The organism is Variovorax sp. EL159 (assembly GCF_900100965.1).
Lineage (GTDB): Bacteria > Pseudomonadota > Gammaproteobacteria > Burkholderiales > Burkholderiaceae_C > Variovorax.
Map to the genome: position 1 here is coordinate 1,000,160 of NZ_FMUJ01000001.1, position 15,447 is coordinate 1,015,606.

Annotated in this window: 17 protein-coding genes; 7 read left to right on the plus strand and 10 right to left on the minus strand. The window is 66.4% G+C overall.

Annotated elements, in window-relative coordinates:
* The first annotated feature begins 96 nt into the window (after positions 1–96).
* From arr to BLQ28_RS32475, 3 genes are all read left to right on the plus strand, one after another.
* A complete protein-coding gene (gene arr / locus BLQ28_RS04765) occupies positions 97–492 on the plus strand; it encodes an NAD(+)--rifampin ADP-ribosyltransferase (RefSeq protein WP_093237377.1) in 396 nt (131 codons plus the stop codon).
* 176 nt (positions 493–668) lie between these two features.
* Complete coding sequence (locus BLQ28_RS04770) at positions 669–917, plus strand: hypothetical protein (RefSeq protein WP_143012415.1); 249 nt, start codon at positions 669–671, stop codon at positions 915–917.
* Positions 918–1,369: 452 nt separating this feature from the next.
* Positions 1,370–1,783 (plus strand): hypothetical protein, encoded by a 414-nt coding sequence (locus tag BLQ28_RS32475; RefSeq protein WP_143012416.1) that lies wholly within the window; start codon positions 1,370–1,372, stop codon positions 1,781–1,783.
* A gap of 110 nt (positions 1,784–1,893) precedes the next feature.
* Here the strand turns inward: BLQ28_RS32475 and BLQ28_RS32480 are convergent, their stop codons facing one another.
* Together BLQ28_RS32480 and BLQ28_RS04780 are read right to left on the minus strand one after the other, a co-directional pair.
* Entirely contained in the window at positions 1,894–2,349 is a 456-nt protein-coding gene (locus tag BLQ28_RS32480; protein WP_143012417.1) for a hypothetical protein, read from the minus strand.
* A gap of 132 nt (positions 2,350–2,481) precedes the next feature.
* A complete protein-coding gene (locus tag BLQ28_RS04780) occupies positions 2,482–3,816 on the minus strand; it encodes an aminotransferase-like domain-containing protein (protein WP_093237380.1) in 1,335 nt (444 codons plus the stop codon).
* Between the two features lie 120 nt (positions 3,817–3,936).
* Here BLQ28_RS04780 and BLQ28_RS04785 point away from each other — a divergent pair, with 120 nt between their 5' ends.
* Together BLQ28_RS04785 and BLQ28_RS04790 are read left to right on the plus strand one after the other, a co-directional pair.
* A complete protein-coding gene (locus BLQ28_RS04785; RefSeq protein WP_093237381.1) occupies positions 3,937–4,554 on the plus strand; it encodes a DJ-1/PfpI family protein in 618 nt (205 codons plus the stop codon).
* Between the two features lie 14 nt (positions 4,555–4,568).
* Positions 4,569–5,309: a hypothetical protein gene (locus BLQ28_RS04790; RefSeq protein WP_093237382.1), complete on the plus strand. Its 741-nt coding sequence runs from the start codon at positions 4,569–4,571 to the stop codon at positions 5,307–5,309.
* 49 nt (positions 5,310–5,358) lie between these two features.
* On the opposite strand, the gene BLQ28_RS04795 is transcribed toward BLQ28_RS04790, so the two are convergent.
* The 5 genes from BLQ28_RS04795 to alkB all read right to left on the minus strand — a co-directional run bounded on the left by BLQ28_RS04795 (position 5,359) and on the right by alkB (position 11,388).
* A complete protein-coding gene (locus tag BLQ28_RS04795; RefSeq protein WP_093237383.1) occupies positions 5,359–6,315 on the minus strand; it encodes a S1C family serine protease in 957 nt (318 codons plus the stop codon).
* 95 nt (positions 6,316–6,410) lie between these two features.
* The gene (locus BLQ28_RS04800; protein ID WP_093237384.1) at positions 6,411–7,040 is read right to left on the minus strand and encodes a LysE family translocator; all 630 of its coding nucleotides are present in this window, start codon (positions 7,038–7,040) and stop codon (positions 6,411–6,413) included.
* Between the two features lie 67 nt (positions 7,041–7,107).
* The gene (locus BLQ28_RS04805) at positions 7,108–8,781 is read right to left on the minus strand and encodes an alpha/beta fold hydrolase (RefSeq protein WP_093237385.1); all 1,674 of its coding nucleotides are present in this window, start codon (positions 8,779–8,781) and stop codon (positions 7,108–7,110) included.
* 127 nt (positions 8,782–8,908) lie between these two features.
* The gene (locus BLQ28_RS04810) at positions 8,909–10,735 is read right to left on the minus strand and encodes an ABC transporter ATP-binding protein (protein WP_093237386.1); all 1,827 of its coding nucleotides are present in this window, start codon (positions 10,733–10,735) and stop codon (positions 8,909–8,911) included.
* Positions 10,736–10,740: 5 nt separating this feature from the next.
* Positions 10,741–11,388, minus strand: a complete 648-nt coding sequence (alkB, locus tag BLQ28_RS04815) for a DNA oxidative demethylase AlkB (RefSeq protein WP_093237387.1) — start codon at positions 11,386–11,388, stop codon at positions 10,741–10,743.
* A gap of 67 nt (positions 11,389–11,455) precedes the next feature.
* Between alkB and BLQ28_RS04820 the strand changes: the two genes are divergently transcribed.
* Positions 11,456–11,914 (plus strand): GNAT family N-acetyltransferase, encoded by a 459-nt coding sequence (locus tag BLQ28_RS04820; protein WP_093237722.1) that lies wholly within the window; start codon positions 11,456–11,458, stop codon positions 11,912–11,914.
* 36 nt (positions 11,915–11,950) lie between these two features.
* Here BLQ28_RS04820 and BLQ28_RS04825 read toward each other — a convergent pair whose 3' ends face one another.
* Together BLQ28_RS04825 and BLQ28_RS04830 are read right to left on the minus strand one after the other, a co-directional pair.
* The gene (locus tag BLQ28_RS04825) at positions 11,951–13,435 is read right to left on the minus strand and encodes a lactonase family protein (protein WP_093237388.1); all 1,485 of its coding nucleotides are present in this window, start codon (positions 13,433–13,435) and stop codon (positions 11,951–11,953) included.
* Between the two features lie 164 nt (positions 13,436–13,599).
* Entirely contained in the window at positions 13,600–14,052 is a 453-nt protein-coding gene (locus BLQ28_RS04830) for a hypothetical protein (protein ID WP_093237389.1), read from the minus strand.
* A gap of 54 nt (positions 14,053–14,106) precedes the next feature.
* Here BLQ28_RS04830 and BLQ28_RS04835 point away from each other — a divergent pair, with 54 nt between their 5' ends.
* The gene (locus tag BLQ28_RS04835) at positions 14,107–14,469 is read left to right on the plus strand and encodes a FlxA-like family protein (protein ID WP_176801010.1); all 363 of its coding nucleotides are present in this window, start codon (positions 14,107–14,109) and stop codon (positions 14,467–14,469) included.
* A gap of 18 nt (positions 14,470–14,487) precedes the next feature.
* On the opposite strand, the gene BLQ28_RS04840 is transcribed toward BLQ28_RS04835, so the two are convergent.
* Complete coding sequence (locus BLQ28_RS04840; RefSeq protein ID WP_093237724.1) at positions 14,488–15,363, minus strand: alpha/beta fold hydrolase; 876 nt, start codon at positions 15,361–15,363, stop codon at positions 14,488–14,490.
* Positions 15,364–15,447 lie beyond the last annotated feature (84 nt).

A 15,447-nucleotide genomic window follows, 5' to 3' on the forward strand; every position in this document is an offset into this window, starting at 1 on the left:
CCTCGGCCAGGATCGGACCTCACGCGAGATGGCTTTCGTGAGGATCGACACGAGTAGACTCCGCGGCCTTTCCTTTCCGCAGAGGAGCGACCCGCGATGACTGTCTTGGACACCGGCCCTTACTTCCACGGTACGCGGGCGGACCTTCAGGTGGGCGATCTGCTCACGGCCGGCTTTCGGTCGAACTACGACGACCGCGTCGTCATGAACCACATCTACTTCACCGCCTGGCCCAAGGGCGCCGGGCTGGCTGCCGAAATGGCGAAGGGCGATGGCCGTGGCCGCGTCTACATCGTCGAACCGACGGGCGACTACGAGGACGATCCCAACGTGACCGACAAGAAGTTCCCGGGCAACCCCACGCGCTCGTACCGAAGCCGGCAGCCGCTGCGAATCGTTGGCGAGTTGGAGACCTGGGAACCCTTCGATCCGGAGTACATCCGGCAGCTCAGGGAGCGCGTACGCGTTGGCACGGGCGAGATCATCAATTGAAGATTTCGGAGCGGACAAAAGGGTGGAGCCGTAACCGACGAACACCAGACATTGAGCGATGCGCACATCCGCTGGTACAACGAAAAGTAGATCAAGATCTCCCCGTTTCTGGCACGCTTCGCGCTCGTCCGGTATCGAGATCGACCGCTGTCAAGCAATAAAACTGGGAGTCCCGTATGAAGAATAAATTTCCCGAAGACGTTGAACAATTGAAGCCGCTGCCAATGGGCTATTGGCTCCGTCTTGCTGTGGCCTATGCGCTGTTCATAGGCGGGGTTGCGTGCGCTTTCTCTTACAACGAAATAGTTGGTGCCGCGATGGTGCTTTGCACGCCGATTTTTATCAAGTTCAGTGGCTTTCGAGAGATGCACAAGAAGCACAAAGCAGAGCAGGCAGCGTACAAGGCTGGAAACAATCGCGGCTAGGCCGCCGGCCGAATTGGTTGTCGAGCGCGTCGAGCATGCGCTGTTCGACTGCTTACGTTCCTAGGGACTTCACGCTCATAGCAATGGCTTCGCGCAGTCGCTGACGCACCGAGGCATCGAGAAACCGGACATTGACCCAATGCTGAAATCACTCACACTGGCGTTTGTTGCAGCCATTGCCGTTGTTGCTTTGGCTTTCGGCCTGGTCACCGCTGGTATCGGCTTTGCTGGAGAGGCTCTGCTATGGCCAGGATGGCGACTCTGGCGTATGACCGTTGGGTGGTTTACATCCACGCAGAACAGGTCGACGCTTTGGGCGCTTGGTTGCTATCTACTGACCTGGTGGATTCCGTCACTCGCCGTCATCGAGATCTGTCGCAGGCGAGCTCTTACATCCGCTCGATAGGGCCCCCTCATCTAGATTACGGCGAGATGGGAGCCGGGAACAATTTATGACTTACCGATTTGCTGGATTCTTTGTCGCACAACGCATCGAGTGTCCGGGGTCTCTTCCAGAAGGGGCTGCCTGGCGAGAGATTTCAAAGCCCTTCACGGGAACGGGTGTCCGTCTACCTGAATTCCTGGGCAGATCACCAAGCGCAGAAGAGGTGTCTGCCACGGCTAAAGGACTCGGCCTGAGCAGGAGCGATGCATGGCTCTACCTGACCTACGATTGTTGGGGAGGGCAGATCGATTTCGTCTACGGGTTGGGCTCAAAGAACCGCATCCCGTTTGGCCCTGTGGAGGAGGACACGCAGGAGAGAGTCATCGATGCGTACTGCGCGCTGATGCAACAACTGGACGTATCGCGGCTGGACGCCTTGAACTTCGAACCCTTTAAACGGGGGTTTTGGGGTGAGATGTAGCGCCCCTGTCCATTGCAGTCATTGAGGGACTGCTTTGTTCGAGCGACAACCTCCACTTCGTGCCTCTCCGCGACATTCACTCGAACCAAAAAAAACCTCAGACAACACGCCTAGCTGAGAATCGACGCGATCAAGAGGCCGTAGGCAAGAACAGCAAGAGAAGAAACCGCGAGCCATTTCCAGATGGAAGGGCGCACTGGAATCATCGCGAAGAGCAAGCCGACTGCAACCGTGGCGAAGCCTTCCAGCTGCGCTTTCAGTCCATGCGTACAGCTGACCGAGCTGCGGCCTCGTGAGCAATATTCAGAGGTCCATATCGCATCGATCCCTGTCGCCAGGGCAGCGACTGCCAGCAAGCCAGTGAGCCAGGGAAGTACGCCAAAGCGACGTTGCTTGCGCGGCGAAGGAGACGGGGCTACCGATGTCGTTTTCAACTGCTCGACGGGCGTGTTCACGTGCTCCCTGGAATCGCGGACGTCGTTGAGTGCACCAAGCGCCTCGTCCTTCTGAGGCGAAGGCGAAAGATCCTTCAGTTCATCCGCAGCACGATGTAGACGATTGCTCATGTCCGACTTGTTTCAATGCCCACCCTTGGCCAGAGTCGGCCGCGCCGAAGGATGCCACAACCCCTCCATCGGCATGCCAGCCTCGCCACAGCGCTCTCCACCGCCAGAACGCTAACCGGCCTCAACGCCGCATCACCCCGCATACCCATCAATCGTAAGCCTGACCTTCCCCAACGCATCCCCAAGCATGTCCAGCGGCACCGATCCCAACGCCAGGCGAATCGCGTGCGGCACATGCACAGACGTCGCAAAGGGCTCGGCCGTCGACACCGAGATGCCGTCGCGCATGAGCGCCGCCGCCACCTGGTCGGCGCGAACTTCTTCCACCAGGGGTAGCCAGACGAAGTAAGACGCCGGATGGCGAACACACCGCAGTCCGGCGAGGACTTCGGCGGCAATCGCCTGCCGGGCCGTTGCATCCTGGCGTTTCTCCGATTCGAGGCGCGTGACGGTGCCGTCGTCGAGCCAGCCGCATGCAAGCGCGGTCATCACGCCGGGCGTGTTCCAGGTGGTGGCGCGTATGGCCCGCTCCAGTTGGGGCACCCATGCGGGCGGGGCGGCGACAAAGCCGACGCGCAGGCCGGTCGCGATGCTCTTGGAAAGCCCCGAGACGTAGACCGTCGACTCGGGTGCCAGCGCTGCCAAGGGCGCAGGCGGGTCTTCCGCAAGAAAAGCGTAGGCCGCGTCTTCGATGATGAGCAGCCCGTGCCGTCGTGCGATGGCCACGAGCTGGCGTCGCCGGCTGGCGCTCATGACCCAACCGAGCGGGTTGTGCAGCGTTGGCATGGCGTAGATGGCCCGCACGCGGCGGCTCTTGCACAGGCGCTCGAGTGCGTCGAGGTCAGGGCCGTGCCCGGCCGTGGGTATCGGTGCCAGTTCGAGGCGATGCGCCTGCGCCAGCACCTTGAAGCCCGGGTAGGTCAGCACGTCGGTCGCGACCACGTCGCCGGGCTGCAGCAGCGCCATGACGGTCGTTGCCAACCCGTGTTGGGCACCGCTCACGATCATGACTTGCCCGGCGCCCACATGAACTCCCCGCTGCGCGAGGTGGCGGGCCATGGTGGCCCGTTCGTGCGGACGTCCTCCGTGGGGCTGGTAGCGCAGCAGGGCTTCGAGGTCGCCAGCGGCGGCAAGCCGGCGCAAGCCCGCGCGCAGCAGTTCGGCCTGACCGGGCAGCGCGGGGTAATTGAAGTTCAGGTCGACCACGCCCGCCGCCGCGGCATGCTGGTCGATGCCCTGGTCACGGGGAAGAAGGGTCTCCCTGACGAAGGTGCCGCGGCCGATCTCGCCGCTGACGAGGCCCATGGCCTGAAGCTCCGCATAGACGCGGCTGGCGGTGACGAGGGCCAGGCCCTCGCGGGCGGCGAGCTTGCGCAGCGTGGGCAGGCGCGTTCCGGGTGACAGCCTGCCATCGCGAATCTGCGCCGCGAGTGCATCGACCAACTGCTTGTATCGGGCTAGGGCCATCGCGCCATCAATGTATCCATGACAATATTTTGATTGTATTGATTGCAGTGTCTACGATCTCCCATCGCCCATTTCATCGCCGATCCATTTCATTCCCTCCGGCACGGAGAAACCGACACCATGCACATCGCCATCCTCACCTTCGAAGGCTTCAACGAGCTTGATTCGCTCATCGCGCTCGGCATCCTCAATCGCATCAAGCAGCCGGGCTGGCGGGTGTCGATCGCGAGCCCGACGGCGCGCGTGCGTTCCATGAATGGCGTGGTGCTCGAAGCACAGGCATCGCTGCGCGACGCGAACGCGGCCGATGCGGTGATCGTCGGCAGCGGCATGCTGACGCGCGAGGTCGTCGCCGACCCGGCCTTGATGGCGCAACTGCAGCTCGACCCTTCGCGGCAACTGCTGGGTGCGCAGTGCTCGGGCACGCTGGTCCTGGCCAAGCTGGGGCTGCTCGCCGATGTTCCGGCCTGCACGGACCTGACGACCAAGCCCTGGGTCGAAGCCGCCGGCGTCGCGGTGCTGAACCAGCCTTTCATGGCCAGGGGCAACGTGGCGACTGCGGGCGGCTGCCTGGCATCGCAATACCTGGCGGCCTGGGTCATCGCGCGCCTGGTGGGTGTCGACGAGGCCAGAAGCGCCATGCACTACGTGGCGCCCGTGGGCGAGAAGGACGAGTACGTCGCGCGTGCCATGCGCAACATCACGCCCTACCTGCAGGCGGCTCCCGCCACGGCCTGACTACACTGCGGCGGATGAACCGCCCCCCGCCATCGCATCGTGCGCGAGACCGCCTGACCTCCTACTTCTGGAGCGGCGAGTCGATCCGCAGCCGAAGCGTGAGCGATGTCGTGCTGTCGGGCACGCTCGATGTGCCGGCGCTCCCCATGCGCCTCGTGGCGGATTGCGAAAGAGAGATCGCCACGCATCTCGCCCTGGCGCCTGGGGATGTCGAGGCGCTGTCGTTGGCCCGAGCACGCGTGCGCTGGCCAGACTACAGGCAGTGTGTGCAGGCGATGTCGGATTGGATGGGTTCGCAAGGGTTGCCCGAACTGCTCGGCTCTTGCGACGTGGCGCTCATGGCCTGCCGTGGCGCCAAGTACCACCACGATGGCGCGCAGTACGGCGGTGCGGCGTTCTGCAATCTCTTCCTGAGCGAAGACAAGGAGCTGGATCTGCATTTCCCGTCGGCCGGCCTGCGCATGCCGCTGACGCGGGGCACGGCCGTGATGTTCGATACCGGCCAGCCGCATGCCGTCATCCGACGTGGCAGCAGCGGCTTCGATGCGGCTGACTTTGCGTCCGATGAGGATTGCAGCTTGCTGTTTCTGACCTGGGAGCTGCCTATCGAGGATGTCCACGTCGCGCGCGCGCTTCAGGTCGTCTTCGATGTCGATCCTTCGACGTCATCGCAGCTGGATGAAGAGCAAGTCCGGCTCGATGGTGCGCAGGCCACGCTGTGCCCCGATTCCGGCAGTTGGCGCAGCGACGGTTGAGCGCTGCCAGGCCAGCCTCGATGTGGCCCAAGCCGGGCTAAGTCAAGGCTCAACCGCCCGGTGTCACCGTCAGGTAGAAGGGCGTCAGCGTCCCGGCCACGGGCCGCAGCAGCTTGAGCAGCAGCGGCCGCCCATAGCCTTCGCCCGCCAGCCGCTTGAGCAGGTCGGACAGTTGAGCGAGCGGCGTGCCATCGCAACCGATCAGGATGTCGCCGCTGCGCAACCCGTCGCGCGCTGCAGCCGAGCCGGCCACCACCTCGACCACGCGCAGGCCGGTCGCCACGGGCCACTCGTTCTCGCGCACCCAGCGCCTGGGCAGCGCGACGGCCGCGCATTGCACGCCCAGCTTGCCGCGGCGCACGGTGCCATGGCGCATCAGCTCGCCCGCCACCCAGCGCGCGGTGTCGATGGCCACTGCAAAGCTCAAACCCTGCGCCGAAGGAATCACGGCCGTGTTCACGCCGATGACCTGCGCCGCGCTGTCCAGCAGCGGGCCGCCCGAGTTGCCGGGGTTCAGCGCCACGTCGGTCTGGATCACGTCTTCGATCATCCGGCCGCCGCGCGATGGCAGGCTGCGACCCAGCGCGCTCACGATGCCGGCGGTCACGGTGAAATCGAAGCCCAGCGGATTGCCGACCGCCACCGCGATCTGGCCGGGTTGCAGGGCCGCCGAGCTTCCGAGCGGCAGGAAGGCGCCGGGGTTCGACTCGATGCGCAGCACCGCGATGTCGGTCGATGCGTCCATGCCCACGAGGCGCGCGGCGCTTTCGGTGCCGTCGGCAAACGCGGCGCGCAGTTCGCTCGCGCCTTCGACCACGTGCGCGTTGGTGAGCGAAAAGCCATCGGGCGTGAAGAGAAAGCCCGAGCCGCTGCCCTGGCCGCCCGCGTTGCCGCGCTGCGCCTGTTTGCGGACCTTGATGTGTGCCACCGCCGCGCTGGCGGTGTGCGCCACCTGCGTGACGGTGGCCGAGTAGGAGTCGAGAAGGAATTCGTCGCGTGCGCCCATGAAGCACCTCTTTCAGTCGCCAGATCTCCTGCTGAAATGGCGGCTCGCCGGGTGTTTTCAACCCGCCGCAGGCGCGGCGCGCGACCCAGTGCGACTCAGGTGCGCTGCTTGAGCGCCAGCACCGACAGCCCTGCCGCGATGAAGGTCAGGCCCGCGCCCAGGTTCAGCCCGGTGCCCACGCGCGGATGCCGCCGCATCCATGCCGACAGCTTGAAGGCGAAGCTTCCGAGCACCGTGAAGATCAGCGCCGTGAGCACGGCGAAGATCGCGCCGTAGACCAGCATCTGCACCGCCACCGGACCGCGGCTCGCGCTGACGAACTGGGGCAGGAACGCCAGCACGAACAGGCCCGGCTTCGGGTTCAGCACGTTCGACAGCCATCCCGTCAGGAACACCTTGCGCAGCGACTGGTGCGCGCTGGGCTCGAACGAGATCAGGTTGCGCGAGGCCAGCGCCTTGTAGCCCAGCCACAGCAAGTAGAGCCCACCCACCGCCTTGACGGCCCAGAACGCCACGGGCGATGCCTGGATCACCAGCGACAGGCCCAGCGCCGCAGCCACCGTGTGGCACATGATCCCCAGCCCCGCGCCGATGGACGACAGCGTGGCCGCCGCCTTGCCCTGGCTCAGCCCCCGGCTGATCGCCAGGATGTTGTCGGGGCCGGGTGCGATCACGACCACCAGGCAGGCGGCGATGTAGGCGAAGAGAATGTCGTGGGGAAACATGGGGCGTGTCCTTGGTGGGCCGCAGGGGAGGCCGGTTCCGCGATTCTGACCGGATTGCCGCCCGGCCTCAGCGGCCGGGCGATTCGGCCTTCGGCCGCGACGAGGGCTCCCACGAATCGGGCGTGGTCGCCACCAGCGACTTGAAGTCTTTCCACGGCCGCGCGCCCGGCAGCGTGCCCTTGCCGACGATCACCGCCTTGGCATACGCCACCATGCGTTCGCGCAGGTAGGTGCGGTCGGACTCGGGCCAGGTCTCGATCGAATGCGGCCCGCGCGCCAGCACGATCTCTTTCACGCCGCGGATGCGGTTGTAGGCCGCCACCGTGCCTTCGAGCGATTCGGCGCGGTCCCACAGGCCCTTGCCGAAGAAGGCGGTGGGCCAGCGGTCCATGCCCGCGAGCGTGGCCGAGTTGGGATAGAAGACGATGTGATGGTCCGCCGCCATGCCGCCCAGGAAGAGGTTGCGGTCGGCCAGGTCGGGCGAGTCGCCCACGTAGCCCGCGCCGCTCGCAAAAGACGACAGCAGGATGGCGCCCCGGATGTTCTTCAGGCCCTTGGGCGGCGTGCAGTTGGGCTCGGGCATGTCGAAGCTGCACTCGGCCACGTAGTTCCTGGTCATGGCCCATGCGGTCGACATCGAGCCGCGCGAGTAGCCGCCGAGCACCAGCGGGATCTCGGTCGACTTCATGCCCGCCAGCAGGCGCCCCTTGGTGGCCGCCCCTTCGAGCAGTTCGCCCGAGGGCGTGAGGATGCGCAGGCCGCGCCCGTCTTCCAGCGCCGTCAGCGCGCGGAACACGTCTTCGCCTTGCTCCAGCGTGTTGGTGTCGCTGAAGCCGCCCGACAGGCCCTCGCCGCGCCGGTCGTAGGCCAGCACGTCGTAGCCCGCTTGGTTCAGCGCATACAGGTTCTCGCGCCACCAGCGCTGGCCCATGGTCTCGGTGGTGGCGTTGGGAAAGCTGATGGGAATGGTCTTGCCCGTCTTTTCGTCGATGCGGTAGGAGGCCTCGTCCGGATGCTGGATCGCCGTGAGCTGCCCACCGCCGCCCGGCGCCATGATCGCCAGCGCGCGCACCTTCTTGCCCTTGCCGTCGTCCACGCCCGCGCCTTCGATGTACCAGCCGCGCAGCTTGATCGGGTCGGTCATCTTCAGGTCGATGCGCTCGAAGGCGTCGCGCGGCGCGCCGAACTCGACGATGTAGGTCCGGCCATCGGCCTCGGCGATGCTTTCGCGGTAGGGCGCCTTCGCGAAGAACGCCGGGCGCCGGATCTGCCGCAGGTCGACCTGGCCTTCGGGGTCGATCTTGCCGGACGGATCGACCACGCCGGTCGAGCGCGTGGCGCGCTCCTTGTTCGGCGGCAGCCAGCGCTGCATCTGCGCGTCGATGCGCTTGAAGCAGGCCGGGTCTTCCTTGCAGGCGCGCCAGCGGGCCTTGAGCTTGTCGTCGGTGAACTCGCTGATGTGATAGTCGCCACCGGCGTAGTCCGAGGGCGTGGGGTTGGCCGTCATCATCACAGGCACGCACACCTTGGCGCCGCTGCCCTTGGGGCCTTGCGGCAGCAGGTAGCCGCCCATCATCGCGTTGCGGTCGGTGCCGACCCAGGCGGTGCAATCGGTGGGCGGTGGCTTGCTATTGGTGGCCTGCCGTTGGGCCTCGCTGGTGGCGGTGCAGCCGGCCAGCGCCATCGCTGCGCCAATGCCCAGCAGGGCCCAATGCATTGCCGGTTTGCGGACGGTGGCCATCTTTGTGCGCGTTGCCTTGTGTGTCATGGGTCGGTGTGTAGCTGTCCGGAATGGTAGGGCGGGCGCGCCGCGTGTCTGTAGGCCGGGTTCGGCGGGTTCAGGCGGCGTTGGAGCATGGCGTGGCGGCTCAGGTTCCGCTTGTCGCGGCTGGCGCCACCATGCGCTGCAGCAGTGGCTGGCGCGCCAGCACCGCATCGCGCGGGCCCGCATCGAGCACGTGGCCGGCCTCCATCACGATCACCGTGTCGAAACGTTCGAGCAGGCTCAGGCGATGGATCGACGCGATCACGCAGGCGCCCGGAAACGCATGGGCGATGCGCGCCAGCACGCGGGCTTCGGTGGCGGCGTCGAGCGCGCTGGTCGGTTCGTCGAGCAGCAGCAGCGAGCTGCCTTGCGCGGCCAGCACGCCGCGCGCGAGGCACAGGCGCTGGCGCTGCCCGCCCGACAGGTTGAAGCCGCGCTCCGACACCGCCGTGTCGAGATCGCCATGCGTGGCCTTCAGCACTTCGTCGAAGGTGCTGGTGTGCAGGGCCGTGAGCAGCGCCTCGTCGCTGGCGGGCTGGCCGAAGGCGAGGTTCTCGCGCACGCTGGCCTCGAAGAGCTCGGTCTCTTGCGGGATCAGCGTGGCGAGCCGGCGCAGCTGTGGCCAATCGACCGGCTGACCATCGAGCGACAGCGTGCCGCCCTGCGGCGCATAGAGGCCGGCCAGCACGCGCAGCAGCGTGCTCTTGCCGCCGCCGCTGGCACCCACCAGCGCGACGCGCTCGCCACGGCGCAGGCTGAGCGACACGTCGTGCAGGCCGCTGCGCGCGGGCGCGGCCGAGCCATCGGGCTGCGCGCCACGCGGCGCGTAGTTCCATTGCAGCGACTGAACGCCAAGACTCGTCCACGCCGCATCGGCATCGATCCGCTCGCGCATCGGCACCTGCTCGGGCGTGGCGGAAATGGCCTCGCCCGACGGTGCCTGCCAGATCGGCGCCGCGCTGCTGTAGTCGGTGTGCATGCGCGCGAAGAACTGGAAGTTGGCCGCCACCGAGGTCACCACGCCGGCCGCCTGCTGCGCGTACTGGTAGATCATGAAGACGGCACCCAGCATCACCGCCTGCCCCGGCGTGCGCGCCTGCCACACATAGATGACAACCAGCCCCCAGGTCAGCGCCAGGCCCATCAGGTCGACCGCGAACCACTTGCCCTCGTTCAGCACCACCGTGCGCTTGAGCGGCAGAGAAATCGCCGCCATGCGCCGGCGCAGCAGCAGGCGCGAGGCACCCTGCAGGCGCAGGCCGATCACCGTCGAGGCATTGCCCAGGAAGTCGAGCAGCGCGGCCACATAGCGCCGGTCGGCGTCGTTCTCGGCGCGCGCCAGCTTCATCAGCGCGCGGTCGATGCGCACGATGACGAGGCCGATCAGCACATAGCCCGCCAGCGCCGTCGCGCCGCTGGTGCGCGACAGCAACGCCAGCGCCACCAGCGGCCCGACGAAATTGACCGCGTTGGTGAGCCAGATGAACTGGTTCTGCGCAAAGTCCGCGAGCGCGCGGCTGGCCTGGTGCACGCGATGTTGCAGCTCGCCCGAATGGTGACTGTCGTGCCAGGCCAGCGGTGCGGCGGCGATGCGCGCATAAAGCTCGTCGGCCAATGTCTCGCGCACCTTCATCCCGACATTGCGCTCGAGGATGCGGCCCGGCCCGTGCAGCACCCACGCGCCCACATACACCGCGGCCAGCGTGCCGATCCAACGCCCGGCCGTGCCCAGTTCGCTGCGTTGCAGCGCATTGATGGCCTGCCCCGCGAGATAAGGCAAGGTCAGGCGAATGAGCTGCGACGAGGCGAGCAGCGCCGTCGCCCCCAGCAACTGCCCGCGCGCACCGGCCGCGAAGTGCCACAGCGCGGCATAGAGCTCGAACATCGCGTTGCGCGGGTCGTCTTCTTTTTTCTTCTGCTGCTCTTGCATGCGCGTCAGCCTGCCTTGCGAAACGTGAGATTGATGCGGATGGGCCCCAGCACCGGATGCGGTTCGTCTTTCAGCGGCAGCACGCCGTGGTAGCGCAGCCGGTCTTCGCCACCCCACACCACGACGTCGCCATGCCGCAGCGGCACGCGCACGGCCTTGTCGCTGCGCGCAAGGCCGCCGAAAAGAAAGACCGCTGGCATGCCGAGCGACACCGAGACGATGGGCGCGCCGTAATCGCGCTCGTCCTTGTCCTGGTGCAGCGAGAGGCGCGCGCCCGGTGCATAGCGGTTGACCAGGCAGGCGTCGGGCGCGAAGCCCTCGAAACCGGCCGCTGCCGCCGCCTCGCGGGCCAGTCGCGCGAACGCATCGGGCATCGATGGCCAGGGCCGGCCCGTGTCGGGGTCCGTGGGGCTGTAGCGGTAGCCGCGCCGGTCGCTGGTCCAGCCGAGCGCGCCGCAGTTGGTCAGCGCCACGGACATGGTGAAGCCGCCGGGCGTCACAAGATGGCGGAAGGGCGCGCTTTCCTGCAAGGCGCCGATGGCGGGGAGCAAGTCATTGACGAAGGGCAGGGCGAAGCCGGGCAGCACGAAGGCGCCGGGGCCGAGGGGTTCGCGCGCTTCACGGGGCGGGTCGTCGAACAGGTCGAGCGTCATGAGGGCATTGTCGCGTCGGTTGGATACAGTCGATGCGATGACTGCCCGACCCCATGACATGCCGCCGATGCACATCCGCAAGGCAACAAAGGACGACGTACCCGCCATCAGCGCGCTGATTCTTTCGCTCGCACACCATTTCACCTTGCGGCCGGATGGTGCGGGTGCTGAAGAGTTTCTGCTCTCCCTGCAGCCCTCGGGCATCGAGCGTCACATCGATTCGGACCAAATGGAGTACTGCGTCGGCATGGTCGGCGCGCAGCTGGCCGGCGTGGTGGCCGTTCGCGACAGGACGCATCTCTTTCACCTATTCGTCGCCGAACCATTCCAGCGCAGAGGACTCGCCAGAGCGCTCTGGCTTCACGCGAAGTCGCTGCACGAACAGGCGCAGATTTCAGATGCGATGACGGTCAACTCCACGCCGTTCGCGCTGCCTTTCTACGAGCACGTCGGTTTTCGCGCGACAGGGCCTCGCGTCGAAACGCGAGGCATCGCCTTCATACCGATGAGATGGACTCTGGGGTAAGCGGCCGCGCGCCCTGTGCAACGCGCTGCCTTCTGACTACCTCGAGAACACGATGATCTGCGGGTTCGTTCCCGTGCCGACTGTCGGCACGCTCATCGGGCTGAACGCGCCCGTGCCGGCATCGACGTTGTAAGCCGACAGGTTGCCGGCAGCGGAGTTCACCACGTACGCAAAGCGGCCCGTGGGGTCGACCTTGACGGAGGTCGGTTGGGACCCCACCACGGTGATCGACGGCACGCTCATCGCACTCAGCACGCCGGTGCTGGGGTTGATGTTGTAGGCCGACACACTGTCGGAGTCGATGTTCGCAGCATAGGCAAAGCGGCCCGTGGGGTCTATGCCGATGGAGAAGGGCGTCAACCCGGATGTGATCGTCGGCGTGGCCAGCGGGCTCAGGGCGCCGGAGCTGGCGTCGATGGCGTAGGCCGACAGGTAGTCGGCTCCGGCGTTCGCCACGTAGGCGAACCGGCCCGTGGGGTCCACGGTGATGCCATAGGGGCTGGGCCCCGTGGCAATCGTGGGCACGGCCATCCGGGTAAGCACGCCCGTGTCGGCATTGATGTTGTAGGCCGACACGGTGTCCGAGCCGATGTTCGTCGCATAGGCAAACCGGCCCGTGGGATCGACCGTGACGAAGGGCGTGCCGTTGCCCGCGGCGGCCAGCGGCACGCCGGCAGGGCTGAAGGCACCGGTGCTGGCATCGATGGTGTAGGCCGACACCGTCTTGGCATTGATGTCCGACACGTAGGCGAACCGGCCCGTGGGGTGTACGGCGATGCTGTAGGGCGCACTGCCGGCGACAGCCACGACCTTCGGCACGGCCATCGGCGTGAGTGCGCCGGTGCCGGCGTCGATGAGGTAGCCCGAGACGGAGCTGTCGTTGGGATTGGCCACGTAGGCAAAGCGGCCCGAGGGGTCCACGGCGATGCTGATAGGTTCCACTCCCACGGGAAACCTTGGCACGGCCATTGGGCGAAGGGCGCCCGTGCCGGCATCGAGGGTGTAGCCCGACACGTCCTTCGAGTCGAAATTCGCCACGTAGGCAAAGCGGGCCGCAGGCGGTGCACAGCGCACGGCGACGTTGCTCACGGCCGCTCCGGCCACCTTGCCGCTGCCGTTGCCGGTGACGGTGCACACGATGGTCGCAAGCCTGGGCTGCGTCTTGACCGTGACGGTGTAGCCCGCGCCTTCGGCGATCTGCGTGGCAAAGCTGAAGTTGCCGTTGGCCGCGATGGCCAGGTCATCGCCCGCGTTGTTCTGCAGCATGAGGCCGGTGCCCATCAGGCCGCTGACCGTGCCGCCGATGGTCTGGGGCGGCGGTGGCGGTGGAGGCGGCGCGACAGGCTCAACCGGAGCAACCGGCGCGGGCGGAACCAGAGGAAAGAAGCCACCACCGCCGGAGCCTCCACCGCCACCGCAGGAAGCCAGAATGAAGAGCAGTGCGCCAGTGGCGGCGCGGTGGGCCGCGGCTCGCGCGGCAAGGGAAGAAAGGAGGGCGCGAGTGTGTGGAATCGACGGCATTTGAAACGCTTTTTTGACCGGGGCTGGAAGCCGGCGGCGCGATTCTAGGAAGCCGTTGCGAGCACGCGTATCGCACAAATGTTCTACATGGACAGGGCCGCGGCAAGCTGTCGAATCCGTGCGCCTTCGGCCGTCTGCCAAGGCTGCACGCGGGCGCCATCGACTTACTTCAGCAGCTCGATCTTCTTGACGAAGTTCAGCAGGTCATTCGCGCCCGGACCGGCGATCCTGTCGCGGTTCGGTTCCTTGCGATAGTCGAGAAGCACCTGCTTGCCCACGAGCTTCTTCTTGAGGCGATAGCCTTCCGAGGCCTTGTCTTCGTCGAACCAGTCGCCGCATTGCTGGTCGCAATACACGTCGATCTTCTGGCCGCTGGCGGAACGGACGGTGACGCTCAGGTCATCGATGCCGCCGCCTGCGGTGAGCGTTCCGGACAGCGAGGCGGCGAGGGCGAGGCCGGGCAGGAGAGAGGCCAGCGGGAGCAGGAGAAGACGGTTCATTGGGGGAGTGAAGGTGTCGGCGATGCGCGTCGACCGGTGGTCGACTGTTTGAACGAGTATCGCGGACAGCGCCGCCTTGCCGCCCGCGTGAAAGAGCGCGATGCACGCCCCCTTCATTTTTTCCCGCCGATGCCGATAACCCTTTCTTTACAGCAAGACAAAGGACACAGGATGCTGACAGGAATCAGTGCCGCGAGCGGCGCGGGGAGCGGTAGCAATGTCAATGCGGAGATCGCGAAGATCCAGCGTCAGATCACGGGCATCCAGGAGCAGATGCGGGAAAAGCAGAGCCTTCTGATCTCGACGCCCGAGGGCGAGCTGCGCCGCTCGCTCCAGCAGCAGCTGGAAGCCATGGCGAATCAGATCGCGATGCTGCAGGCGCAGCTGAATGCCTTGCGCATGTCCGGTGCCCAGCAAGGCGCGATGGCCCAGCTTGGTGAAGCCGACAGCCCCTCGGACGCGGGAAAGTCGGAGAGGGTTCGCGTCAATGCCAACGGCGTATCGATCGGGGGCCTGCTGCACGCCAAGGCCTGAAAGCCCCCTTCGCAGCGGTCAGCCCTTGTGGCCCACCACCCGTGCGATCCACGCCAGCAGCACGGCCGTGACTTCCTCGCGGTTGGTCTCGTTCAGTGTTTCGTGGCGCGCGCCGCCGAAGACGTGGCATGACACATCGCGCAGCCCTGCCTCGCGGTAGCGCTGTACCAGCGGGTAGAACCATTCGGCCTTGTTGCTGACCGGGTCTTGGTCGCCCACGAACAGGTACAGCGGCAGCTCGGGCCGGATGTGCGCCTGCATCGCGGCGGGCGTGAGGTCGGCGAGGTTCGCGAACATCGAGCCGAGCCCTTCGGCCGAGACGGTGAAGCCGCACAGCGGGTCGGCAACGTAGGCATCGACCTGGGCCGGGTCACGGCTGAGCCAGTCGAAGGGCGTGCGCACGTCGGGCAGCGCGGCGTTCATGTCTTCGAGCCGGAAGCCGCTCTGCAACGCGGCACCCAGCAGGTCGAGCGCCGAGGTGCCGGACAGCACCGCGCCCGACAACAGCGCGCTGTGCTTGACCAGGTAGTACTGCGTGGCGAACGAGCCCATGCTGTGCCCCACGAGGATCAGCGGCAGCCCGGGGTGCACGCCGCGAACGTGGCGGCTCAGCAGCGCCATGTCGTCGACGAGTCCGGCGAATCCGCGCGGGCCGAACTCGCCCAGCTCGTTGCGTGCCGCGGCGCCCTTGCCATGGCCGCGATGTTCGTTCGCATAGACCACGTAGCCGGCCTGCGTCAGCGCGTCCGCCAAGGGCCGGTAGCGCAGCGAATGTTCGCCCATGCCGTGCGCCAACTGCACGATGGCCCGCTGCGTCGGGCCTTGCCAGCGGTGGGCTTCCACCGTGTGGCCGTCGTTGGCGGTCAACTCGAAGTGTGTCTCGGTGCTTGGCATGCGGTGTTCCGGTGTCTCGATGAAAAAAGGTGCGCCCATCCTAGGGTGCGACGGTTGCGGCGGGCATCAGGGCTTTCCAGATTT